Origin of the sequence: Klebsiella sp. AqSCr (genome assembly GCF_008452795.1) — a bacterium.
Taxonomy (GTDB): domain Bacteria; phylum Pseudomonadota; class Gammaproteobacteria; order Enterobacterales; family Enterobacteriaceae; genus Klebsiella; species Klebsiella pneumoniae.
The window spans coordinates 42,598-64,682 of record NZ_MJDM01000006.1 but is presented as its reverse complement, the minus strand read 5'-3'; the positions used below and the strand labels follow the sequence as shown (position 1 = coordinate 64,682).

Here is a 22,085-nt window from a genome sequence, read left to right as displayed (position 1 = left end):
TCTTGCCAGGGCCGCTGCGCTTTAATTTTCATGAATTGTTCTTTTTGTGATCCAAATTGTAGTACAACACAATAATGTTGTACTACATTACGCTCATGTTGATAACGTACAGCATCACGTTAGTAGTACAAACATGAGGCGAAATTCAGCAGCGACGGTAAAGTAGAGCAGTACACATAGAGCACAAGGACTCTCCATGACTCTCAATAAGACCGATCGCATTGTGATCTCGCTGGGCAAACAGATCGTCAGCGGTAAATACGTCCCGGGTTCGGCGCTTCCGGCCGAAGCGGAACTCTGTGAGGAGTTTGAAACCTCGCGCAACATCATTCGTGAAGTGTTTCGTTCCCTGATGGCGAAGCGGCTGATTGAAATGAAGCGCTATCGCGGCGCGTTTGTCGCTCCCAGAAACCAGTGGAACTACCTCGACACCGAGGTGCTGCAGTGGGTACTGGAAAATGACTATGACCCGCGTCTTATCAGCGCGATGAGTGAAGTGCGCAACCTGGTTGAACCCGCCATTGCCCGTTGGGCGGCGGAACGCGCCACCTCAAGCGATCTGGCGGAAATCGAGTCGGCGCTCAATGACATGATCGCCAACAACCAAAACCGGGATGCCTTTAACGAAGCGGATATTCGCTACCACGAGGCGGTGCTGCAGTCAGTACATAACCCGGTTTTGCAGCAGCTTAGCGTGGCGATCAGTTCGCTGCAGCGGGCGGTATTTGAACGGACCTGGATGGGCGATGAAGGCAACATGCCGAAAACCCTCCAGGAACATAAAGCGCTATTTGACGCCATTCGGCATCAGGATAGCGACGCGGCGGAGCAGGCGGCGTTGACGATGATCGCCAGCTCGACACGAAGGCTTAAGGAAATCACATGACGGCTCGCTACATCGCAATAGATTGGGGATCGACGAATTTACGCGCCTGGCTTTATCAGGGCGGAGAATGCCTGGAAAGCAGGCAATCTGAAGCAGGCGTAACGCGCCTGAATGGTCGCTCTCCCGCTGCGGTGTTAGCGGAAATCACACAGCACTGGCGCGATGGCGCCACGCCGGTGGTGATGGCAGGGATGGTCGGCAGCAACGTGGGCTGGAAAATCGCCCCTTATTTGCCGCTTCCTGCCGCTTTCTCGGATATTGGCCAGCAGTTAACTGCCGTTGGCGACAATATCTGGATAATTCCCGGCCTTTGCGTTTCCCGTGACGATAACCATAACGTCATGCGTGGGGAAGAAACGCAGCTGCTGGGCGCTCGCGCCTTAGCCCCTTCGTCTGTCTACGTGATGCCGGGAACCCACTGCAAGTGGGTACTGGCCGATCGCCGGCAAATTCACGATTTTCGTACCGTTTTGACCGGTGAATTGCATCATCTGTTGCTTCAGCACTCGCTGGTGGGCGCCGGCTTACCGCCGCAGGAAACGTCCGCTGCCGCATTCGCGGCAGGTCTGCAGCGCGGTATCAACAACCCCGCCGTCCTGCCGCAGCTGTTTGAAGTTCGCGCTTCGCACGTGCTGGGCGCGCTGCCTCGCGAGCAGGTTAGCGAATTTCTTTCCGGCCTGCTGATTGGCGCTGAAGTTGCCACCCTCAGCGACACATTCGCCGGACAGCAGGCGATCAGTCTCGTCGCTGGGTCATCGTTAACATCCCGCTATCAGCAGGCATTCGCCGCCATTGGCCGCGAAGTCAGCGCGGTTGCGGGCGATACGGCATTTCAGACAGGAATAAGGAGCATCGCTTATGCAGTGGCAAACTAACCTTCCACTTATCGCTATCCTGCGCGGTATTACGCCAGACGAGGCGCTGGCTCACGTTGGCGCCGTTATCGACGCCGGTTTCGACGCGGTCGAAATCCCGCTGAACTCGCCGCAGTGGGAGAAAAGTATTCCGCAGGTCGTCGACGCTTACGGCGAGCAGGCGCTTATCGGCGCGGGCACGGTGCTGCAACCGGAGCAGGTCGACAGGCTGGCGGCCATGGGCTGTCGGCTGATTGTGACGCCAAACATTCAACCGGAAGTGATCCGGCGAGCGGTGGGTTACGGCATGACCGTGTGTCCAGGCTGCGCCACCGCCAGCGAAGCCTTTAGCGCGCTCGATGCCGGCGCGCAGGCTCTGAAAATCTTCCCGTCATCGGCTTTTGGCCCGGATTACATCAAAGCGTTGAAAGCCGTGCTTCCGCCCGAGGTTCCGGTCTTTGCCGTTGGCGGCGTGACGCCGGAAAACCTGGCGCAGTGGATTAATGCCGGCTGTGTTGGGGCAGGATTGGGTAGCGATCTCTATCGTGCCGGCCAGCCGGTTGAACGTACCGCGCAGCAGGCAGCCGCATTCGTAAAAGCGTATCGAGAGGCAGTGAAATGAAAATAACCAATATCACCACGTACCGTTTACCTCCGCGTTGGATGTTCCTGAAGATTGAAACCGATGAAGGCATCGTCGGCTGGGGCGAACCGGTGATTGAAGGGCGCGCCCGTACGGTGGAGGCAGCCGTTCATGAATTTGGCGATTACCTGATTGGTCAGGATCCGGCGCGGATTAATGACCTGTGGCAGGTAATGTACCGCGGCGGCTTTTATCGCGGCGGCCCGATTATGATGAGCGCCATCGCCGGTATTGATCAGGCGCTATGGGATATTAAAGGTAAGGTCCTGAATGCCCCGGTGTGGCAACTGATGGGCGGGCTGGTGCGCGACAAAATTAAAGCCTATAGCTGGGTGGGCGGCGACCGCCCCGCCGAAGTGATTGACGGGATTAAGAAGCTGCGCGGCATTGGTTTTGACACCTTTAAATTAAACGGCTGCGAAGAGATGGGTATCATTGATAATTCCCGCGCGGTTGATGCCGCGGTGAATACCGTGGCGCAAATCCGCGAAGCGTTTGGCAATGAAATTGAGTTTGGTCTCGATTTTCACGGCCGCGTTAGCGCGCCGATGGCTAAGGTATTAATTAAAGAGCTGGAGCCATATCGCCCATTATTTATTGAGGAGCCGGTATTAGCCGAGCAGGCGGAATATTATCCGCGGCTGGCGGCGCAAACCCATATTCCCATTGCCGCCGGCGAACGTATGTTTTCGCGCTTTGAATTTAAACGGGTCCTGGAAGCGGGCGGGGTGGCTATTTTACAACCCGATCTGTCGCACGCAGGCGGTATTACCGAATGCTATAAAATTGCCGGTATGGCGGAAGCCTATGACGTTGGGCTGGCGCCGCACTGTCCGCTGGGGCCGATCGCGCTGGCAGCCTGTCTGCACGTCGATTTCGTTTCGCATAACGCGGTCTTCCAGGAGCAGAGCATGGGGATCCATTACAACAAAGGCGCCGAACTGCTTGATTTTGTGAAAAACAAAGAAGATTTCAATATGGAAGGCGGCTTCTTTAAACCTCTGATGAAGCCGGGGCTGGGCGTGGAAATTGATGAGGCCCGCGTGATTGAGTTAAGTAAAAACGCGCCGGACTGGCGAAATCCGTTGTGGCGGTATGAGGATGGATCTGTCGCCGAATGGTAAATGCGCGTCATACTTCGCACTGGTGATGCGTTGGCTGCATTTTCTTACCCTGGTCACATACTATTGTATGCTCCCAGGGATGCGAAAATTTGCCGCCTTTCCCCAGCACGAATTATTTAGCGCATCGCAACATAGTTATTAATAAAAAACAAAAACACCCTCTGTAAATTACCGGGCATGGTGAGCGGCTTCGCTATGCCCAAAATCTGGAGACAGATTGCGATGGATATTTCAGTTACCGCTGTAAAAACCGGGCGTCGCCGTTATCTGACGCTCATCATGATCTTTATTACCGTGGTTATTTGTTATGTTGACCGCGCCAACCTCGCCGTCGCCTCGGCGCATATTCAGGAGGAGTTTGGTATTAGCAAAGCGGAAATGGGCTACGTATTTTCCGCCTTTGCCTGGCTGTATACCCTCTGCCAGATCCCTGGCGGTTGGTTCCTTGACCGCGTGGGATCCCGGCTTACCTACTTTATCGCTATATTTGGCTGGTCGGTGGCGACGTTGCTACAAGGCTTCGCCACCGGTTTAATGTCGCTCATTGGCCTGCGCGCTATCACCGGGATCTTCGAAGCGCCAGCCTTCCCGACCAACAACCGCATGGTGACCAGCTGGTTCCCGGAGCACGAGCGCGCTTCCGCCGTCGGGTTTTATACCTCGGGGCAATTTGTGGGTCTGGCTTTCCTCACGCCGCTGCTGATCTGGATCCAGGAGCTATTGAGCTGGCACTGGGTGTTTATCGTTACCGGCGGTATCGGCATTATCTGGTCGCTGATCTGGTTCAAGGTTTATCAACCGCCGCGCCTGACTAAAAGCATCAGTAAAGCCGAACTCGACTATATCCGCGACGGCGGCGGCCTGGTGGATGGCGATGCGCCGCTGAAGAAAGAGGCGCGGCAACCGTTATCGAAAGCGGACTGGAAGCTGGTTTTTCACCGCAAGCTGGTTGGCGTTTACCTTGGACAGTTCGCGGTAACCTCGACGCTGTGGTTCTTCCTGACCTGGTTTCCGAACTACTTAACCCAGGAAAAAGGCATCACCGCGCTGAAGGCCGGCTTTATGACCACGGTGCCCTTCCTCGCCGCGTTTTTTGGCGTCCTGCTGTCTGGTTGGCTGGCGGATAAGCTGGTGAAAAAAGGCTACTCGCTGGGCGTGGCGCGCAAAACGCCGATCATCTGTGGACTGTTGATCTCCACCTGCATCATGGGGGCAAACTACACCAACGACCCCATCTGGATCATGGCGCTGATGGCGCTGGCGTTCTTCGGTAACGGTTTTGCGTCTATCACCTGGTCGCTGGTCTCCTCCCTGGCGCCGATGCGCCTGATCGGCCTGACCGGCGGGGTGTTTAACTTTGTTGGCGGCCTGGGCGGCATCACCGTCCCGCTGGTGATTGGCTATCTGGCGCAGGATTACGGCTTTGGCCCGGCGCTGGTTTATATCTCCGTGGTGGCGTTAATAGGCGCGCTGTCTTATATCCTGCTGGTCGGCGATGTGAAACGTGTAGGCTAATTTTTTGCGATACGCTACCCTGATGCGTAAGTCTCGCATCAGGGTATCGTCATGAAACAAGTCACTTTTGCTCCCCGTCATCACCAGCTTACCAATATTAATACCTGGACTCCCGACAGCCAGTGGCTGGTATTCGACGTTCGTCCGTCCGGCGCATCGTTTACCGGCGAAACCATTGAGCGAGTGAACGTAAACAGCGGTACTGTGGAGACCATTTATCGTGCCACGCAGGGCGCGCACGTGGGCGTGGTAACCGTGCATCCAACCCAGGAGCGCTATGTGTTTATTCATGGCCCCGAGCGGCCGGATGCGCAGTGGCAGTATGATTTTCATCATCGCCGCGGGGTGGTGGCCTTTCAGGGGGCTGTCGAGAATCTGGACGCCATGGACATTACCCCCCCCTACACGCCCGGCGCGCTGCGCGGCGGCAGCCACGTCCATGTCTATAGCCCCAACGGTCAGTTTGTCAGTTTTACCTACAACGATCACGTGCTGCACGAGCGCGATCCGGCGCTGGATCTGCGCAACGTCGGCGTGGCGGCGCCCTATGGACCCGTGACGCCGCAGGGACAGCATCCGCGCGAATATGGCGGCAGCCACTGGTGCGTGCTGGTAAGCCGCACGACGCCGGCACCCGCGCCGGGCAGCGATGAGATTAATCGCGCCTATGAGGAGGGCTGGGTCGGGAACCATACTCTGGCGTTTATTGGCGATACGCTGGCGGAAAATGGCGATAAAGTGCCTGAGCTGTTTATTGTCGATCTGCCGCAGGATGAAGCCGGCTGGAAGCAGCCTGGCGGGGCGCCGCTGGCCGGTACCGCAACCACAATGCCGGCGCCGCCGGCGGGCGTCAGCCAGCGTCGTTTGACCTTCACCCACCATCGCCGCTACCCGGGACTGGTTAACGTCCCGCGCCACTGGGTGCGCGCCAATCCCCAGGCGACGGCGATAGCCTTTCTGATGCGCGACGACGCCGGCGTAGTGCAGCTGTGGCTTATTTCCCCGCAGGGGGGCGAGCCGCGGCAGTTGACGCATCACGCGTCGGGTATCCAGTCGGCGTTTAACTGGCATCCGTCGGGAGAGTGGCTGGGTTTTGCGCTGGAGGATCGGATTGCCTGCTGCCATGCCGGTACGGGAGATATCACCTTTTTAACCGATACGCATGCGCATGCGCCCTCGGCGGACGCGATCGTCTTTTCGCCAGACGGTAAACAGATTGCCTGGATGGAGGAGGTGGACGGTTATCGTCAGCTGTGGGTTACGCAGACCGGACGATAACTTACTGGGCAGGCATCGGCGCTGGCGGGATCACCGAGTTGGTCGCCAGCGTAGCCTTCTCGCTCTTTTCGACCCGAGATTTGATTGAGCTGTCGGTGCGGAACATATCCCACGGCAGCAGCAGGGTATCCATGACGGCGGTGAACGGCATGTCCAGCGCCACCAGCGATTTCACACCCCAGTTGGTATCGCTGTCCCCCAGCGTTTGCGCACTGGATCGCGTGCCCGGATAGGTTCCCTCTTTGCCACCGGTATGTGACATTACGCTGGAGCAACCGCTCAGGCTTATTATCCCGCTGAACAGGACCAGCTTTAACAGTCGTCTGCTTTTCATTGTTCTTCCATTGTCGTTTCGGGCGTTGAGATAACCTTTCAGCGGTTATATCGGGCCATCCCGTGAATGCATAGTGTTATTGCGCCGCACTGTGGCGGGCATCGCACTTTGCTTTTTGTGCTCCTCCACCCAGTCTAAGCAATCATCGATAAACTGCAAAAAAAATTGCCCTCAATCCCTTGAAAAGCACGGGGAGAAACCCATTTTATAGGTGTAACCCACTGAGAATACGCCTGAGGGGTATTCCGGATTACCGCGGCCTGTCCACGATGGAAGGTCATTTGATTCTCGCTGATTTTCAGGAGCTATTTACTATGCGTAACTTCGATCTTTCCCCGCTATATCGTTCAGCCATTGGTTTCGACCGCCTGTTCAACCTGCTGGAAAACAATCAAAGCCAGAGCAACGGCGGCTACCCTCCGTATAACGTCGAGCTGGTAGACGAAAACCACTATCGCATCGCTATCGCGGTGGCTGGCTTTGCTGAAAGCGAGCTGGAGATCACTGCCCAGGACAATCTGCTGATCGTCAAAGGCGCCCACGCCGCCGAGCAGAAAGAGCGGACCTACCTGTATCAGGGGATCGCCGAGCGCAACTTCGAGCGCAAATTCCAGCTGGCGGAAAACATTCACGTCCGCGGCGCCAATCTGGTGAACGGCCTGCTGTATATCGATCTGGAACGGGTGATCCCGGAAGCGAACAAGCCGCGCCGCATCGAAATCAACTAATTGTCCGTTTCAGGCCGCGTGGCGGCCTGATGTAACAACCTGCTCGCCGTCAGGGAGCAGATGCGAATTTACAGAATTCGCAGGTATTCACTCGCTTCTTAGAAGGAGAAAACAGTATGCGTAACTACGATTTATCCCCCCTGCTGCGTCAATGGATCGGTTTTGACAAACTGGCCAGCGCCCTGCAAACCGCCGGTGAAAGCCAAAGCTTCCCGCCCTATAACATCGAAAAAAGCGACGATAACCACTACCGCATTACCCTTGCGCTGGCCGGTTTCCGTCAGGAAGATCTGGATATTCAACTGGAAGGCACCCGTCTGGTGGTGAAAGGCACGCCGCAGCAGCCGGAAAAAGAGACCACATGGCTGCACCAGGGGTTGGTGAGCCAGGCCTTCAGCCTGAGCTTCACCCTCGCCGACAACATGGAGGTCTCTGGCGCGACCTTCACCAATGGCCTGCTGCATATCGATCTGACCCGCAATGAGCCTGAGCAGATCGCCCCGCAGCGTATCGCCATCAGCGAACGACCGGCATTAAATAGTTAATTAAGCGAATAACTTATAAGGCCCCGATTTTCGGGGCTTTTTTGTGTGCGAGAGCACAATAAACTTCCTTGCTGCAACGGGTGTTTCAGTTTAAAAAACAATCATACTTTGGGACTCACTCAAACAAGGATACGTTATGAACGAACAGCAGCCATTTGAAGCGATTAGAAAGAGCGATGAGGCGGGGCGGGAGTATTGGTCTGCCCGCAACCTTGGTCCCCTGCTTGACTATAAAGAGTGGCGGAATTTTTATAAGGTCATTGCAAAAGCGATAATTTCATGTGAGGCGAGTGGTCATCCCTCGGCAGACCATTTTGTTGAAACCAACAAAATGGTCGAATTAGGTTCTGGCGCCAGCAGGAATCTTGAAGATTTCCACCTCTCACGCTACGCCTGCTATCTGGTAGTGCAAAATGGCGATCCGTCGAAACCGGTGATTGCTGCGGGGCAAACGTACTTTGCCTTGCAAACCCGGCGCCAGGAATTGCAAGATGATCAAATATTTAAGTCTCTACGAGAGGATGAAAAGCGACTGTTCCTGCGCAATGAGCTCAAAGAGCATAATAAACATCTGGTTGAAACGGCCCAACGTGCTGGTGTTGAGACGACTCTTGATTTTGCTGTCTTTCAAAACCATGGTTATAAAGGTCTCTATGGTGGTCTTGACCAAAAAGCAATCCATGAGCGTAAGGGCCTAAAGAAAAGCCAAAAAATACTCGACTATATGGGATCGACTGAGCTCGCGGCCAACCTGTTTCGTGCTACCCAAACGGAAGAAAAACTACGTCGGGACGCGGTTGATTCGAAGCAACTCGCCAACAAAACGCATTATGACGTAGGGCAAAAAGTACGCCAGACTATTAAAGACCTGGGTGGCACTATGCCTGAAGCACTTCCTTCCCCGGAGAAAAGTATTCAGCAACTCACTATCGCAGCGAAAAATAAGAACGCGCCTGAGTAGCGTATCTTACTCCATGATTATTGTGCGCCAGGCAGCATACAATCCGCCTGGCCGCGGTCATAATCCCTGTTAATAATAATGTTATTCACAGGGACGGTACCATGAGTGAGATAGCATTGACGGTCAGCGTGCTGGCGCTGGTGGCGGTAGTGGGGTTGTGGATCGGCAATGTCAAAATCCGCGGCGTCGGCTTTGGCATTGGCGGCGTCCTGTTTGGCGGGATTATTGTCGGCCACTTTGTCGATCAGGCAGGGGTCACCCTCAGCAGCCCGATGCTGCATTTTATTCAGGAATTCGGCTTGATCCTGTTTGTCTACACCATCGGTATTCAGGTGGGGCCGGGCTTTTTCGCCTCGCTGCGGGTCTCAGGCCTGCGGCTCAATCTGTTCGCTATCCTTATCGTTATCCTCGGCGGCCTGGTGACCGCGGTGCTGCATAAGCTGTTCAATATTCCTCTCCCGGTGGTGCTCGGTATCTTCTCCGGCGCGGTGACCAACACGCCGGCGCTGGGGGCCGGGCAGCAAATTCTGCGCGATCTCGGCGTACCGTTCGAGGTGGTCGATCAGATGGGGATGAGCTACGCGATGGCGTATCCGTTCGGCATCTGCGGCATTTTGCTGACCATGTGGCTGGTGCGCCTGTTCTTCCGCATTAATGTCGAGAAAGAGGCCCAGCGGTTTGAGGAGAGCAGCGGTAACGGCCACGCCCATTTACACACCATCAACGTGCGGGTGGAAAACCCCAACCTCAACCAGATGGCGATTCAGGATGTGCCGATGCTCAATAGCGACAACATCGTCTGTTCGCGGCTGAAACGCGGTGAGCTGTTGATGGTGCCTGCGCCGGGCACCCTTATCCAGGCTGGCGACCTGCTGCACCTGGTGGGGCGACCTGAGGATTTGCACAATGCGCAGCTGGTGATAGGCCAGGAGGTGGCGACCTCGCTGTCGACGCGCGGCACCGATCTGAAAGTGGAGCGGGTGGTGGTCACTAACGAAAAAGTGCTGGGGAAGAAAATACGCGATCTGCACGTCAAACAGCGCTATGACGTAGTGATCTCCCGGCTTAACCGGGCAGGCGTCGAGCTGGTAGCCAGCAGCAGCGCCAGCCTGCAGTTTGGTGACATCCTCAACCTGGTCGGCCGTCCGGAGGCAATTGACGCCGTGGCCGCCGAACTGGGTAACGCTCAGCAGAAGCTGCAGCAGGTCCAGATGCTGCCGGTGTTTATCGGCATCGGACTCGGGGTACTGCTGGGATCTATCCCGTTGTTTATTCCCGGCTTCCCTGCCGCATTGAAGCTGGGACTGGCCGGTGGGCCGCTGATTATGGCGCTGATCCTTGGGCGTATCGGCAGTATCGGCAAGCTGTACTGGTTTATGCCGCCGAGCGCCAACCTGGCGCTGCGCGAGCTGGGGATAGTGCTGTTTCTGGCGGTGGTCGGGCTAAAATCGGGGGGTGACTTTGTCGCCACCCTGACCCAGGGCGATGGTCTGAGCTGGATCGCTTACGGCATTTTCATCACCGCCATCCCGCTGCTGACGGTGGGCATCCTCGCGCGCATGCTGGCGAAAATGAACTATCTGACGCTGTGCGGCATGCTGGCCGGCTCCATGACTGACCCGCCGGCGCTGGCCTTCGCCAACAACCTGCACGCCACCAGCGGCGCAGCGGCGCTCTCTTACGCCACCGTCTATCCGCTGGTGATGTTCCTGCGCATTATCACCCCGCAGCTACTCGCCGTGCTGTTCTGGGGGCTAAGCTAGCGGGCTTTGCGCCTGGACGCGGCGCAGGTGATAGTCCACCTGATACTCGCTGGCGTTGCGGAACATGACCGAATAGTTAAGAAACTCGCCGCTGTCGCTGTAGGAAAGGGAGGTAATACGCAGCAGCGGCGTCTGCTCCGGGACGTTCATTGAGCGCGCCAACTGCTTGTCCGCCAGCACCGGCGTCAGCGTTTCATAGTTCCCGCTGATGATGATCCCGCACTCTTTCTCAATATAATCAAATTTCGACCCTTCCAGATGACTCAGCGACAGGTTGCGGAACAGCTTCACCGGCATATAGCTATCCTCCAGCATCAGCGGCTTGCCGTCGACGTAGCGCCCCCGCCGTGAGAAGTAGATCCGTTCATCAATTTTAATCCGCAGCAGACTGGCGATGGCCGGCGGGGCGGGCATCACCTCGAAGGCCAGCACCTGACTCACCACCTCTTTACCCTGCTTGCGCAGCACTTCCGCCAGGCCGGTCAGATTGCTGGTTTCATGATGGACGTCTTTACGCGCCACGTAAGTTCCCGAGCCGTGGCGACGCACAACCAATCCCCAGTCCACCAGCAGATCGATGGCTTTGCGAATAGTCATGCGCGCCACCCCGAACTCCTCGGCCAGTTTTTTCTCTCCTGGTAGCGGGCTGCCGATGGCGAAGTCGGCGGAATTCAGCCGCAGCCGCAGGCGGTCAGCAATGGATTTGTAGATCACCAGTAGTCCTCTTGTGCAGGAAAAGGGGATGTCGCTTTGTGCTCTTTTTTCTAAAAAAATAGATTAATTACAATCAATTAAGACACGTTCATTTAGTTAATTTCGCTGCCTGACTTATCGATGTCTAACTTTTCTTACCGAAGTAGACAACTTTGGCCAAATTAAAACCATGAATGGGATCACGAATCGCAACGGCGCGGCATGTTGTCGGACGGGCAAATTTTTATTCTCCAGTCAGGCCGGTAATCAAGAAAAAGAAGGCCACTCACCCTACGAGTTGTTACATGAGGATTTTCCAATGCTCAGTCAAATACAACGCTTTGGCGGCGCCATGTTTACCCCGGTTTTATTGTTTCCTTTTGCCGGGATCGTGGTCGGTATCGCCATCATGCTGCGCAACCCGATGTTCGTCGGCGAAGCGCTGACCGCACCCGACAGCCTGTTTGCCCAGATCGTTCACATCATTGAGGAGGGCGGCTGGACCGTCTTTCGTAATATGCCGCTGATTTTCGCCGTCGGTCTGCCGATCGGCCTGGCGAAACAGGCCCAGGGCCGGGCCTGTCTGGCGGTGCTGGTGAGCTTTCTCACCTGGAACTACTTTATCAACGCCATGGGGATGACCTGGGGCCACTTCTTCGGCGTCGATTTTTCCGCTGAACCCACGGCCGGCAGCGGCCTGACGATGATTGCCGGGATTAAAACCCTCGACACCAGCATTATCGGCGCCATCGTCATCTCCGGTCTGGTGACGGCCCTGCACAATCGCTATTTCGATAAACCCCTGCCGGTATTCCTCGGCATCTTTCAGGGTTCATCGTTTGTGGTCATTGTCGCCTTCCTCGCGATGATCCCTTGCGCCTGGCTGACCCTGCTCGGCTGGCCAAAGGTCCAGCTGGGTATTGAATCGCTGCAGGCCTTTCTGCGCTCAGCCGGGGCGCTTGGGGTGTGGGTTTACATCTTCCTTGAGCGCATCCTGATCCCCACCGGCCTGCACCACTTCGTCTATGGCCCGTTCATCTTTGGCCCGGCGGTGGTGGAGGGCGGACTGCAGGTCTACTGGGCAGAGCATCTGCAGGCGTTCAGTCAGAGTACGGAACCGCTGAAGACGCTGTTCCCGGAGGGCGGCTTTGCCCTGCACGGTAACTCGAAAGTGTTTGGTTCGGTGGGGATTGCGCTGGCGCTCTACTTCACTGCCGCGCCGGAAAACCGCGTCAAGGTCGCCGGTCTGCTGATCCCTGCCACCCTGACCGCGATGCTGGTCGGGATCACCGAGCCGCTGGAGTTCACCTTCCTCTTCATCTCGCCGCTGCTGTTCGCCGTTCACGCGGTGCTGGCGGCGACTATGGCGACGGTGATGTACATCTGCGGGGTGGTAGGCAACTTCGGCGGCGGCCTGCTCGATCAATTCTTGCCGCAAAACTGGATCCCAATGTTCCATCACCACGCTTCGATGATGTTCATTCAGATAGGCATCGGCCTCTGTTTCACCGCCCTCTACTTCGTAGTCTTCCGCACCCTGATCCTGCGTCTGAACCTGAAGACGCCTGGCCGGGAAGAGAGCGAAATCAAGCTCTACAGCAAGGCCGATTACCAGGCGGCACGAGGTAAAACCACGGCCGCCGCCGCGCCAGAGACCCGGCTGGGTCAGGCCGCTGGCTTCCTGCAGGCCCTCGGCGGCGCCGACAACATTGAAAGCATCAACAACTGCGCCACCCGACTGCGCATCGCGCTGGTCGATATGGCGAAAACGCAAAGTGACGACGTCTTTAAAGCGCTGGGCGCCCACGGGGTAGTACGCCGCGGCAACGGGATTCAGGTCATCGTCGGCCTGCACGTTCCCCAGGTGCGCGACCAGCTGGAAAACCTGATGAAAGATTCTCTTTCGACCGAACATACCACCATGACGGAGGCAGTATCATGAAAAAATTCTCAGTTGTTATCGCAGGCGGCGGCAGCACCTTCACCCCGGCCATTGTCCTGATGCTGCTGGCAAACCAGGATCGTTTTCCGCTGCGGTCGCTGAAATTTTACGACAACGACGGCGCGCGCCAGGAGACCATCGCCGAGGCGTGCAAAGTGATCCTCAAAGAGCAGGCGCCGGAGATTGAGTTCAGCTATACCACCGATCCGCAGGCGGCGTTTACCGATGTTGATTTTGTCATGGCGCATATCCGCGTCGGGAAATATCCGATGCGTGAACAAGATGAGAAAATCCCGCTACGCCACGGCGTGCTGGGCCAGGAGACCTGCGGACCGGGCGGGATCGCCTACGGTATGCGCTCTATCGGCGGCGTGCTGGAGCTGGTGGATTATATGGAAAAATATTCGCCGAACGCCTGGATGCTTAACTACTCCAACCCGGCGGCGATTGTGGCGGAAGCCACTCGTCGTCTGCGGCCGAACGCCAAAATCCTCAACATCTGCGATATGCCGATCGGCATTGAAGGGCGGATGGCGCAGATTGTCGGCCTCAAAGACCGTAAACAGATGCGCGTGCGCTACTACGGCCTCAACCACTTCGGCTGGTGGACGTCGATTGAGGACCTCGACGGCAATGATTTGATGCCGAAACTGCGCGAATATGTGGCGAAATACGGCTATGTGCCGCCCTCGAACGATCCGCACACCGAGGCCAGCTGGAACGACACCTTTGCCAAAGCGAAAGATGTGCAGGCGCTGGATCCGCAGACCATGCCGAATACCTACCTGAAATATTATCTGTTCCCGGACTATGTGGTAGCCCACTCCAACCCGGAACGCACCCGCGCCAATGAGGTGATGGATCATCGGGAGAAAAACGTCTTCAGCGCCTGCCGGGCGATCATCGCCGCCGGGAAATCCACCGCCGGCGATCTGGAGATTGACGAGCATGCCTCCTATATCGTCGATCTGGCGACGGCTATCGCCTTTAACACGCAGGAAAGGATGCTGCTGATTGTGCCGAACAATGGCGCGATCCATAACTTTGACGCCGACGCGATGGTGGAGATCCCTTGTCTGGTAGGCCACAACGGACCGGAGCCGCTGACGGTAGGCGACATCCCGCATTTCCAGAAAGGGCTGATGAGCCAGCAGGTGGCAGTGGAAAAACTGGTGGTCGATGCCTGGGAACAGCGCTCTTACCACAAGCTGTGGCAGGCGATTACCCTGTCGAAAACCGTGCCGAGCGCCTCGGTGGCGAAAGCGATCCTCGACGACCTCATTGCCGCCAACAAAGATTATTGGCCTGAGCTGCATTAATCCCCGTTGTACTACCGGCGCCCTGCGGGGCGCCGGTTCTTCTCCCCGGTTCCTGATTTACGCTATGCTGAAGCCTGCAGCGCGATGAACAAGGAACTGTAATGAAAATCTCCCGCCTCGGCGAAGCGCCGGATTACCGCTTTTCGCTGGCTAACGAACGCACCTTTCTGGCATGGATCCGCACGGCGCTCGGTTTTCTCGCCGCCGGCGTCGGCCTTGACCAGTTAGCGCCGGACTTTGCCACGCCGCTGATCCGTGAAATTCTCGCCCTGCTGCTGTGTCTCTTTGCCGGCGGCATGGCCATCTATGGCTATCTGCGCTGGCTGAATAACGAGAAGGCGATGCGTCTCAAGCAGGACCTTCCCTATACCCGCACGCTGCTGGTAATTAGCATTCTGCTGCTGGCGGTGGTGGCCGCGGTGATGCTGCTGGTGGTGTATGGCGGATAAACGCCGGGCGCGGCGGGAAAGCGATCCCGGTCTTCAGCCAGAGCGCACCTCGCTGGCCTGGTTTCGCACCCTGTTGGGCTACGGCGCGCTGATGGCGCTGGCGATTAAGCACAGCTGGCACCGCGCCGGCCTGCCGTTCTGGCTGTCGATCGGCGTGCTGGCGATTGTGGCGGTGATCCTCTGGGGCTATACCCGCCGTCGTCATCTGATGGATGTCGACGATAGCGATTTTTTACAGCCGCGGGCGGTTCGTGACAAATTTTTGATCGCACTCGCAGTACTTTCTCTGGCATTCCTGTTTGCTGTTACTCACCTTCAACCGATCGTTTTATTCATTAGGGATATGTCATGACAGGATGTCCGGCGAATTTGCCTCTCACTCATGCCCCCGGCCAGCAACATGACACTCCCTTTCAGGCTGTCGTGGTGGAGGCGCATCATTGCCATCAACCGCAGGCGTTCTATGCGCAGCTTCGTCAACAGGGGCTCACCGCTATCCATTTTATTCCGCAGCTAGCGGCCGGCGACGCCGCGCTTTGGGGAGAGTTTCTCTGCGCAGTCTTTCACCGCTGGGTGCGGGAAGATATTGGGCGCATCAATATTTTACTGTTTAGCGAGACGCTGAGCGCCTGGTGCGGCGAGACGCTGACCCAGCCAGGCGCGCCGGCGGCCAACAGCACCTGCTACGGCTGCCCGTGGCTGCGCCTGTGCCGCTGTGGCGAACAGGAAGACCCGCTGTGCGCGGGTTACCGGCAGTTCTACGATTTTAGCGGGCCTTATATGCGAGTGATGCGGGACCTGCGGCGACAGCAGCGGCCGCCAGAGGCGCTGATGCCGCTGCTGCGCTAAAGATTAGCGCCCCTTCGCCAGGTACTGCGCCATCTCCTCCTCCGGCACCATGCCGCCGCCGGTGGCCCACACCAGGTGGGTGGCCTGCTGCAGCTGTTGCTCACTCAGCCCCTGCAGCTGATGGTACGCTTTGCTGGCGCAGACCCGCTGCGGTCCGGCCATCCCGGCCAGCGCGGAGGGTTCAAGGCGGATATTTTCCGCTGCCGCCAGCCAGCCCAGCATGTCATACATCGTCTGGTCGTCAAGGGTATAGAACCCGTCGAGCAGGCGCTCCATTGCCCGGCCAACGAACCCGGACGCCCTGCCGACCGCCAGACCGTCGGCCGCGGTCAGGTTATCAATGCCTAAATCCTGCACCGCTATCTGGTCGTGGAGCCCGGTATAGACGCCGAGCAGCATGCATGGCGAATGGGTCGGTTCGGCGAACAGGCAGTGAACGTGGTCGCCGAAGGCCAGCTTCAGGCCAAATGCCACGCCGCCGGGGCCGCCGCCGACGCCGCACGGCAGATAGACGAACAGCGGGTGATCGGCATCGACCACGCGCCCTGCTTGCGCGAACTGCGCTTTCAGGCGCTCGCCGGCTACGGCATAGCCGAGGAACAGCGTGCGCGAGTTTTCATCATCGATAAAAAAGCAGTTCGGATCGGATTCCGCTGCCTTGCGCCCCTGTTCGACCGCCACGCCATAGTCCTCTTCATACTCAACCACCGTTACGCCGTGGCTGCGCAGTTTGGCTTTTTTCCACGCCCTGGCATCGGCGGACATATGCACCGTGACTTGAAAACCAATGCACGCGCTCATGATGCCGATTGACATCCCAAGGTTGCCGGTGGAGCCGACGGCGATGCTGAACTGGCTAAAGAACTGTTTAAACTCCGGCGTCAGCAATTTGCGATAATCGTCTGCGGTCGTCAGCAGCCCGGCTTCCAGCGCCAGCTTTTCCGCATGGGTCAGCACTTCATAAATCCCACCGCGCGCCTTAATGGAGCCCGAAATCGGCAGATGGCTGTCTTTTTTCAGCAGCAGTTCGCCGCTAATTGGCTGGCCGAATTTTTGCTCAAGACTGCGTTTCATTGCCGGAATGGCAACCACTTCTGATTCGATAATCCCGCCGCTCGCGGCGGTTTCCGGGAAGGCTGCCGCCAGATAGGGCGCGAAGCGCTGAAGGCGGGCATGGGCGTCTTGCACATCGTCGGCGGTCAGACCGACGTAAGGCAACCCCTCCGCCAGGGTGGTGGTTGCCGGGTTAAACCAGGTGGTTTCTTTCAGGGCGATCAGATCCTGCACAAGCGGGAAGGTCGCGGTTAAGGTGGTCAGGTCAGCGTGTTTCATCATACGTCTCTTTGCGCTCAGATAATGAAAGAAAGCAGGAAGGTGGCGGCCAGTGCAAGTAGCGACGCGATAAATGTCGCTGTCGTGTAGTACTTGAACGTTTCACTGAGGCTGGCGCCGCAGTACTGTTTTACCAGCCAGAACAGGGAATCGGTGACGATCGTGCAGCCAATGGCGCCGGAACCGATGGCAATGGCGATGATCTCCGGGCTTACGCCGGGATAAAGCGGCAGCATCGGGGCAACGATGGCGGTAGCGCCCATCATCGCCACGGTGGCGGAGCCAACGGCGGCGTGCAGGATAAGCGCCACCAGCCAGGCCAGCAAAATCGGGTGCATATCAAGGTTCGACAGGATCACCGCGAGGCTATCGGCCAGGCCGCTGGATTTCAAAATCGCGTTGAATGCGCCGCCGGCGCCGATAATCAGCAGGATGTTGGCGATGGAACCAAAGCCGTTTTCGGTATGAGTCAGCAGAACGCCCATCCCCATTTGCCGACGGATGCCGAGCATGTAATAGGCGACAAAGACGGCGATAAACATCGCGGTGATGGGGTTGCCGATAAATTCCAGCACTGTATACAGCGTGCCGCCTTTCGCCATATTCAGTTCAGCGACGGTTTTCACCAGCATCAGGCCAATCGGTAACAGCACGGTAAACAGCGTAGCGCCGAGCGACGGCAGCGTCGATTCTTCGCGAACGTCGAGGTTGGAAAACTCGGCTGGCACTGGTTTAAACGGCAGGCGGTTGCCGAGCAGCCTGAGGAACAGCGGGCCGCCGACCAGCGAGGCGATCAGACCGACCAGCAGGCCATAGACGATAACCGTCCCGATATCAGCCCCCAGTTTATTCGCCACGAACAGCGCGGCCGGATGCGGCGGTACCACGCAGTGCACCGCCATCAGCGCGGTACACAGCGGAATAGCCAGCTTCAGCAGCGAAGTATTGGTTTTTTTGGCGATGGAGAATGCCAGCGGGATCAGCAGCACCACCCCGACTTCGACAAACAGGGTAATGCCGCAGATCAGGCCGACCAGCACCATAATCACATCCGCCGACAGCCAGCGGCAGCGCTGGAGCGTCAGGCCGATGCGCTCCGCCGCGCCGGAGACCTCCATCATCTTGCCGAGAATGGTGCCGAGACCGATCACCGCCGCCAGGAAGCCCAGCGTACCGCCGATCCCGCTCTCAATGGCGTTGACCATCTCCAGCGGGCCCATCCCCATCATCGCCCCGACGAAAAAGCTCGCCAGCAGCAGCGCCAGAAACGGATGAAACTTCAGTTTGACGATGGTTAATACAATTAACACGATGCTAATCAGCAATGTGCTCACAACCCAAATTTGCGATTCCATACCCCACCTCGCCGTAAGTAACGTGTGGTTATTGAACAGAAACTCGGCATGGGCTGACAAACGATATAAATGACCTTTCAGATGAGCCAAATTGAATCAAAAAGGTGATTTAGCTCTAAAAGTGACCTCTAAATATGCTATGGGTCAAATTACCTCATCCTTTAGCGGAAGTTCCGGCGTTATTTTTTTATCATCCAGACTCCCTTTTATCGCCAGGAGCGCAGAATGGATGTGCTAAAAACCTTAGGTACCCGGTTGCTGAACGGCTGGCAGCTCTCCAGGCTGTCGACGTTTGAGGTGGCGGCGCGGCACGAGTCGTTCGCCCTTGCCGCCGACGAGCTGGCGCTCACCCCAAGCGCCGTCAGTCACCGGATTAATCAGCTGGAAGAGGAGCTGGGGATCCAGCTCTTTGTCCGCTCGCACCGCAAAGTGGAGCTGACGCGTGAAGGGAAGCGCGTTTACTGGGCGCTGAAGGCGTCGCTGGATGGTCTCAATCAGGAGATTCTGGACATCAAAAACCAGGAGCTCTCCGGCAGTCTGACGGTCTACTCGCGGCCCTCTATCGCCCAGTGCTGGCTGGTGCCGGCGCTGGGGGATTTCAGTCGCCGCTACCCGGCCATCTCGCTGACCGTGCTGACCGGCAACGATAACGTCAACCTGCAGCGGGCGGGTATCGATCTGGCAATCTATTTTGATGACGCGCCGTCGTCGCAGCTAAGCCACCATTTTCTGATGGATGAGGCGATCGTGCCGGTATGTACGCCGTATTACGCCCGCCAGCTGCAGTTAACGTCAAATCCTGCCAGTCTGCGCCACTGTACGCTGCTTCACGATCGCCAGGCATGGAGCAATGATTCCGGCACCGATGAATGGTTCAGTTGGGCACAACAATTTGGGATTGAACTGCCGCAATCGTCGGGCATTGGCTTCGATCGTTCTGATTTAGCGGTGATTGCGGCGATGAATCATGTCGGGGTAGCGATGGGGCGTAAACGGCTGGTGCAGAAGCGGTTAGAGAGTGGGGAGTTGATCGCCCCGTTCGGCGATATGACGCTGAAATGCCATCAGCATTATTACGTGACCACCCTGCCGGGCCGTCAGTGGCCGAAAATCGACGCCTTTATCGAGTGGCTGCATAGCCTGACCTGAAAAAGAGCCGGGCTATCCCTCGGTGTTGTTAGGGAGGCCGGGTAAGGCGTGCGCCGCCACCCGGCAAAATGACGGCACTGCGCTTGCGCGGGCCGGCAGACGACCAGTCCGGTAGCCCGGATAAGGCGTCAGCCGCCAGCCGGTGAACCACCGCCGCGCTTATACCGGCTGCTGATGGTGGGTGAAGCGCGAGGCCAGCGGCAGCCAGCACAGCAGAATCAACAGGCCCATCAGCATCATCAGCAGGCCGAGGCTGCCCTGACCGGTTTGCGGCATCATCGCCGACAGCCAGGCCAGCACGCCGGAGCCGATATTCTGCAAGCCGCCCACCAGCGCCCCGGCGGTTCCGGCGAGGAACGGGAACGGCTCCATCGCGCCGCTGGTGGCCAGCGGGAACAACATCCCGGCGCCGAAGAAGAACAGCGCCGCAGGCACCAGCAGGGTCCAGACGGTCATGATGCCCAGCAGTCCAGGGATCCACATCATCAGACCCGCCAGCAGGCAGCAGATCACCGACTGCCACATCAGGGTCGGGAAACGCTTGTTGGGGCGGCCGGCAAACCACGCCCCGAAGAACGCCGCCGGGATCGGCAGAATAAACAGAATACTCACCGCCATGCTGCTCAGGCCGAGCACCGCGCCCATCAGCACCCCGGAGCAGGCTTCGAATACCGCAATCCCCGCCAGGCCGCCGATCAGCATCAGCAGATAGCAGTTAAAGGCGCCGGTGCCGAACAGCGTTTTGTAGCTGGCCAGAAGTTTGGTGCGCGGCGCCCCTTCCGGGCGCGTTTCCGGCATCCACTTCGCCATGCTGAAGGTCACCCCGGCGCACAGGACCAGCAGGAAAGCGTAGCAGGCGCGCCAGCTCCACAGGGTGTCGAGGATGCCGCCGAGCAGCGGGGCAATCAGCGGGCTGACCAGAATACCCATATTTAACAGGCTATTGGCATGACGCAGCTGAGCGCCTTCGTACAGGTCGCGGGGCAGGGTACGCGCCATCACGCCGCCGACCCCGGTGCCCATCCCCTGCATGGCGCTGGCGGCGATCAGCACTGGCAGGCTATGGGTGGTAATAGCTACCAGCGTCGCCAGCATAAAAATCGACATCCCGACGAGGATCACCGGGCGGCGACCGACGCGGTCAGAGAGCGGGCCGTAGAACAGCTGTGAAATACCGTAGGTCAGCAGATAGGCCGCCATCACGCTTTGTACCGCCCCTTCGCGGACGTTCAGCGCGACCGCCATGTCGGCGATGGCCGGAATATAAATGGTCTGCGCCATCTGGCCGACGGCCACCAGCAGTACCAGCATCAACAACAAATTGAAGTTCTTATGCCGTTTCATGTCGATGAATACTTTGTGAGTAAAGAGAAATGAAGAATATGTGACTACCACATCCCGTAAACGATGGAGGAATCTACCATATTAAAATGACAGAACAACTGCAAAGTGCCGATTGTTGAGGGAATTCCAGGCAGATTATGTAAACAGGAACGGCAACTAATGTTGCCATCTCAGGCTACGCCAGGCGCAGGAGGATCGCCCCGGCGGCAATCCCGCAGGCGGCCACGATGCGCAGCGGCATCAGTTGCTCTTTCAGGACGATAAAGGCGATCAGCGCGCCGAAGAGAATGGATGTTTCACGCAGCGCGGCGACCACCGCCAGCGGGGCCTGGGTCATCGCCCATAGCGCCAGGCCGTAGGAGCCCATGGTGCCGATCCCGCCGAGGATGCCTTTTTTCCAGTGCTGACGTAAATAACGACTGGCCTCACGCCGTCGCGCCACCATCGCCCAGCACAGCAGGCAGAAGCCGTTCATAAAAAAGGTCCACAGGGTGTAGCCCAGCGCCGAGCCCGCCAGCCGGACGCCGGTGCCGTCCACCAGCGTATAACCGGCGATAAAGCAGGCGTTGATCAGCGCCAGCACGATGCCTTTGCGCGAGCTGGCGCGGCCGTTAAAGGCCATCGCCAGAATCGCCAGGCAGATGACGCCGATACCCAGCCAGGCCAGCGGCGACAGACGATCGCCGAGGAACAGCACGCTTATCGCCGCCACCAGCAGCGGCGCAGTGCCGCGCATCAGCGGATAGGTCTGGCTCATATCCGATACCTGGTAGGTCTTCGCCACCAGCACCGTATACACCACCTGTAACGCGCACGACGCCAGCAGATAGGGGGCGCTGACCAGCGCGGGCTGCGGGGCAAAGGGGAGCATCACCAGGGCGATCAGCGCGGCCGAGCCGCTGACGCCGATCGCCGCGTACATTTTATCGCCGCTGGCTTTGACGATAGCGTTCCAGCTGGCGTGCAGCAGGGCGGCGAACAGCAAAATGCAGAATACGGAGAGGGTCATCGCAGACAGGTTC

General features: G+C 57.8%; 23 protein-coding genes and 1 other annotated feature. Of the genes, 17 read left to right on the top strand and 6 right to left on the bottom strand.

Going from position 1 to position 22,085, the window contains the following annotated elements; translation table 11 throughout:
• Positions 1 to 196: 196 nt before the first annotated feature.
• The 6 genes from dgoR (at position 197) to BHE81_RS22625 (ending at position 6,300) form a co-directional block, all read left to right on the top strand.
• Entirely contained in the window at positions 197 to 886 is a 690-nt protein-coding gene (dgoR, locus tag BHE81_RS22650; protein ID WP_004145084.1) for a D-galactonate utilization transcriptional regulator DgoR, read from the top strand.
• Positions 883 to 1,761 carry a 2-dehydro-3-deoxygalactonokinase gene (locus BHE81_RS22645; RefSeq protein ID WP_023301413.1) on the top strand — a complete coding sequence of 293 codons (879 nt, stop codon included), beginning with the start codon at positions 883 to 885 and terminating at the stop codon, positions 1,759 to 1,761. The genes dgoR and BHE81_RS22645 overlap by 4 nt, the downstream gene beginning before the upstream one ends.
• A complete protein-coding gene (locus BHE81_RS22640; protein ID WP_004181595.1) occupies positions 1,745 to 2,362 on the top strand; it encodes a 2-dehydro-3-deoxy-6-phosphogalactonate aldolase in 618 nt (205 codons plus the stop codon). Before BHE81_RS22645 ends, BHE81_RS22640 begins: the two co-directional genes overlap by 17 nt.
• Complete coding sequence (gene dgoD / locus BHE81_RS22635; RefSeq protein ID WP_004150286.1) at positions 2,359 to 3,507, top strand: galactonate dehydratase; 1,149 nt, start codon at positions 2,359 to 2,361, stop codon at positions 3,505 to 3,507. Before BHE81_RS22640 ends, dgoD begins: the two co-directional genes overlap by 4 nt.
• A gap of 177 nt (positions 3,508 to 3,684) precedes the next feature.
• Positions 3,685 to 5,022 (top strand): MFS transporter, encoded by a 1,338-nt coding sequence (locus tag BHE81_RS22630; RefSeq protein WP_021440944.1) that lies wholly within the window; start codon positions 3,685 to 3,687, stop codon positions 5,020 to 5,022.
• Positions 5,023 to 5,073: 51 nt separating this feature from the next.
• On the top strand, positions 5,074 to 6,300 hold the full coding sequence (locus BHE81_RS22625; protein ID WP_004150284.1) for a DUF3748 domain-containing protein: 1,227 nt from the start codon (positions 5,074 to 5,076) through the stop codon (positions 6,298 to 6,300).
• A gap of 1 nt (position 6,301) precedes the next feature.
• Here the strand turns inward: BHE81_RS22625 and BHE81_RS22620 are convergent, their stop codons facing one another.
• On the bottom strand, positions 6,302 to 6,634 hold the full coding sequence (locus BHE81_RS22620; protein ID WP_004151524.1) for a YceK/YidQ family lipoprotein: 333 nt from the start codon (positions 6,632 to 6,634) through the stop codon (positions 6,302 to 6,304).
• A gap of 245 nt (positions 6,635 to 6,879) precedes the next feature.
• Positions 6,880 to 6,955 (top strand) — a sequence feature (ROSE (Repression Of Heat Shock gene Expression) occurs in the 5'-region of heat shock genes and acts as an RNA thermometer to modulate expression.).
• On the opposite strand from BHE81_RS22620, the gene ibpA reads away from it, so the two are divergent.
• From ibpA to BHE81_RS22600, 4 genes are all read left to right on the top strand, one after another.
• The gene (gene ibpA, locus BHE81_RS22615; protein ID WP_004151523.1) at positions 6,949 to 7,362 is read left to right on the top strand and encodes a small heat shock chaperone IbpA; all 414 of its coding nucleotides are present in this window, start codon (positions 6,949 to 6,951) and stop codon (positions 7,360 to 7,362) included. (Overlaps the previous feature by 7 nt.)
• Positions 7,363 to 7,478: 116 nt before the next feature.
• A complete protein-coding gene (gene ibpB, locus BHE81_RS22610) occupies positions 7,479 to 7,907 on the top strand; it encodes a small heat shock chaperone IbpB (protein WP_004145074.1) in 429 nt (142 codons plus the stop codon).
• 136 nt (positions 7,908 to 8,043) lie between these two features.
• The gene (dinD, locus tag BHE81_RS22605; protein ID WP_009308837.1) at positions 8,044 to 8,868 is read left to right on the top strand and encodes a DNA damage-inducible protein D; all 825 of its coding nucleotides are present in this window, start codon (positions 8,044 to 8,046) and stop codon (positions 8,866 to 8,868) included.
• A gap of 101 nt (positions 8,869 to 8,969) precedes the next feature.
• The gene (locus BHE81_RS22600) at positions 8,970 to 10,631 is read left to right on the top strand and encodes a putative transporter (RefSeq protein ID WP_019705399.1); all 1,662 of its coding nucleotides are present in this window, start codon (positions 8,970 to 8,972) and stop codon (positions 10,629 to 10,631) included.
• Here the strand turns inward: BHE81_RS22600 and BHE81_RS22595 are convergent.
• Positions 10,623 to 11,345 (bottom strand): GntR family transcriptional regulator, encoded by a 723-nt coding sequence (locus BHE81_RS22595; RefSeq protein WP_004210717.1) that lies wholly within the window; start codon positions 11,343 to 11,345, stop codon positions 10,623 to 10,625. The two genes, BHE81_RS22600 and BHE81_RS22595, sit on opposite strands and share 9 nt — an antisense overlap.
• A gap of 298 nt (positions 11,346 to 11,643) precedes the next feature.
• On the opposite strand from BHE81_RS22595, the gene BHE81_RS22590 reads away from it, so the two are divergent.
• The 5 genes from BHE81_RS22590 to BHE81_RS22570 all read left to right on the top strand — a co-directional run bounded on the left by BHE81_RS22590 (position 11,644) and on the right by BHE81_RS22570 (position 15,883).
• Positions 11,644 to 13,266, top strand: coding sequence for an alpha-glucoside-specific PTS transporter subunit IIBC (locus BHE81_RS22590; protein WP_002923307.1), 1,623 nt, complete (start codon positions 11,644 to 11,646; stop codon positions 13,264 to 13,266).
• A complete protein-coding gene (locus BHE81_RS22585; RefSeq protein WP_149888838.1) occupies positions 13,263 to 14,585 on the top strand; it encodes a 6-phospho-alpha-glucosidase in 1,323 nt (440 codons plus the stop codon). The genes BHE81_RS22590 and BHE81_RS22585 overlap by 4 nt, the downstream gene beginning before the upstream one ends.
• A 101-nt stretch (positions 14,586 to 14,686) precedes the next feature.
• Positions 14,687 to 15,034: a YidH family protein gene (locus BHE81_RS22580; RefSeq protein ID WP_002923305.1), complete on the top strand. Its 348-nt coding sequence runs from the start codon at positions 14,687 to 14,689 to the stop codon at positions 15,032 to 15,034.
• Positions 15,024 to 15,386, top strand: a complete 363-nt coding sequence (locus BHE81_RS22575) for a DUF202 domain-containing protein (RefSeq protein WP_002923304.1) — start codon at positions 15,024 to 15,026, stop codon at positions 15,384 to 15,386. Before BHE81_RS22580 ends, BHE81_RS22575 begins: the two co-directional genes overlap by 11 nt.
• Positions 15,387 to 15,460: 74 nt before the next feature.
• Entirely contained in the window at positions 15,461 to 15,883 is a 423-nt protein-coding gene (locus tag BHE81_RS22570; RefSeq protein ID WP_002923302.1) for a hypothetical protein, read from the top strand.
• A gap of 3 nt (positions 15,884 to 15,886) precedes the next feature.
• Here BHE81_RS22570 and dsdA read toward each other — a convergent pair whose 3' ends face one another.
• A complete protein-coding gene (gene dsdA, locus BHE81_RS22565; protein WP_020723563.1) occupies positions 15,887 to 17,215 on the bottom strand; it encodes a D-serine ammonia-lyase in 1,329 nt (442 codons plus the stop codon).
• A gap of 17 nt (positions 17,216 to 17,232) precedes the next feature.
• A complete protein-coding gene (gene dsdX, locus BHE81_RS22560; RefSeq protein WP_004173855.1) occupies positions 17,233 to 18,570 on the bottom strand; it encodes a D-serine transporter DsdX in 1,338 nt (445 codons plus the stop codon).
• 91 nt (positions 18,571 to 18,661) lie between these two features.
• Between dsdX and BHE81_RS28375 the strand changes: the two genes are divergently transcribed.
• Both BHE81_RS28375 and dsdC read left to right on the top strand, forming a co-directional pair.
• A complete protein-coding gene (locus BHE81_RS28375; RefSeq protein WP_032410116.1) occupies positions 18,662 to 18,808 on the top strand; it encodes a hypothetical protein in 147 nt (48 codons plus the stop codon).
• Positions 18,796 to 19,719, top strand: coding sequence for a DNA-binding transcriptional regulator DsdC (dsdC, locus tag BHE81_RS22555; protein WP_004150274.1), 924 nt, complete (start codon positions 18,796 to 18,798; stop codon positions 19,717 to 19,719). The genes BHE81_RS28375 and dsdC overlap by 13 nt, the downstream gene beginning before the upstream one ends.
• A gap of 159 nt (positions 19,720 to 19,878) precedes the next feature.
• On the opposite strand, the gene emrD is transcribed toward dsdC, so the two are convergent.
• A complete protein-coding gene (gene emrD / locus BHE81_RS22550) occupies positions 19,879 to 21,063 on the bottom strand; it encodes a multidrug efflux MFS transporter EmrD (RefSeq protein WP_004181587.1) in 1,185 nt (394 codons plus the stop codon).
• 175 nt (positions 21,064 to 21,238) lie between these two features.
• Positions 21,239 to 22,072, bottom strand: a complete 834-nt coding sequence (locus BHE81_RS22545; RefSeq protein ID WP_021440941.1) for a DMT family transporter — start codon at positions 22,070 to 22,072, stop codon at positions 21,239 to 21,241.
• Positions 22,073 to 22,085 lie beyond the last annotated feature (13 nt).

Bases quoted from the DNA above. Each gene is read 5' to 3' on its own strand.
- BHE81_RS22625 (WP_004150284.1), top strand. From the start codon at position 5,074: ATGAAACAAGTCACTTTTGCTCCCCGTCATCACCAGCTTACCAATATT.
- dgoR (WP_004145084.1), top strand. From the start codon at position 197: ATGACTCTCAATAAGACCGATCGCATTGTGATCTCGCTGGGCAAACAG.
- BHE81_RS22640 (WP_004181595.1), top strand. From the start codon at position 1,745: ATGCAGTGGCAAACTAACCTTCCACTTATCGCTATCCTGCGCGGTATT.
- BHE81_RS22585 (WP_149888838.1), top strand. From the start codon at position 13,263: ATGAAAAAATTCTCAGTTGTTATCGCAGGCGGCGGCAGCACCTTCACC.
- emrD (WP_004181587.1), bottom strand. From the start codon at position 21,063: ATGAAACGGCATAAGAACTTCAATTTGTTGTTGATGCTGGTACTGCTG.
- BHE81_RS22620 (WP_004151524.1), bottom strand. From the start codon at position 6,634: ATGAAAAGCAGACGACTGTTAAAGCTGGTCCTGTTCAGCGGGATAATA.
- BHE81_RS22600 (WP_019705399.1), top strand. From the start codon at position 8,970: ATGAGTGAGATAGCATTGACGGTCAGCGTGCTGGCGCTGGTGGCGGTA.
- BHE81_RS22630 (WP_021440944.1), top strand. From the start codon at position 3,685: ATGGTGAGCGGCTTCGCTATGCCCAAAATCTGGAGACAGATTGCGATG.
- BHE81_RS22575 (WP_002923304.1), top strand. From the start codon at position 15,024: ATGGCGGATAAACGCCGGGCGCGGCGGGAAAGCGATCCCGGTCTTCAG.
- BHE81_RS22580 (WP_002923305.1), top strand. From the start codon at position 14,687: ATGAAAATCTCCCGCCTCGGCGAAGCGCCGGATTACCGCTTTTCGCTG.
- BHE81_RS22590 (WP_002923307.1), top strand. From the start codon at position 11,644: ATGCTCAGTCAAATACAACGCTTTGGCGGCGCCATGTTTACCCCGGTT.
- ibpB (WP_004145074.1), top strand. From the start codon at position 7,479: ATGCGTAACTACGATTTATCCCCCCTGCTGCGTCAATGGATCGGTTTT.
- BHE81_RS22645 (WP_023301413.1), top strand. From the start codon at position 883: ATGACGGCTCGCTACATCGCAATAGATTGGGGATCGACGAATTTACGC.
- dsdC (WP_004150274.1), top strand. From the start codon at position 18,796: ATGGATGTGCTAAAAACCTTAGGTACCCGGTTGCTGAACGGCTGGCAG.
- dsdA (WP_020723563.1), bottom strand. From the start codon at position 17,215: ATGAAACACGCTGACCTGACCACCTTAACCGCGACCTTCCCGCTTGTG.
- BHE81_RS22545 (WP_021440941.1), bottom strand. From the start codon at position 22,072: ATGACCCTCTCCGTATTCTGCATTTTGCTGTTCGCCGCCCTGCTGCAC.
- dinD (WP_009308837.1), top strand. From the start codon at position 8,044: ATGAACGAACAGCAGCCATTTGAAGCGATTAGAAAGAGCGATGAGGCG.
- ibpA (WP_004151523.1), top strand. From the start codon at position 6,949: ATGCGTAACTTCGATCTTTCCCCGCTATATCGTTCAGCCATTGGTTTC.
- dgoD (WP_004150286.1), top strand. From the start codon at position 2,359: ATGAAAATAACCAATATCACCACGTACCGTTTACCTCCGCGTTGGATG.
- dsdX (WP_004173855.1), bottom strand. From the start codon at position 18,570: ATGGAATCGCAAATTTGGGTTGTGAGCACATTGCTGATTAGCATCGTG.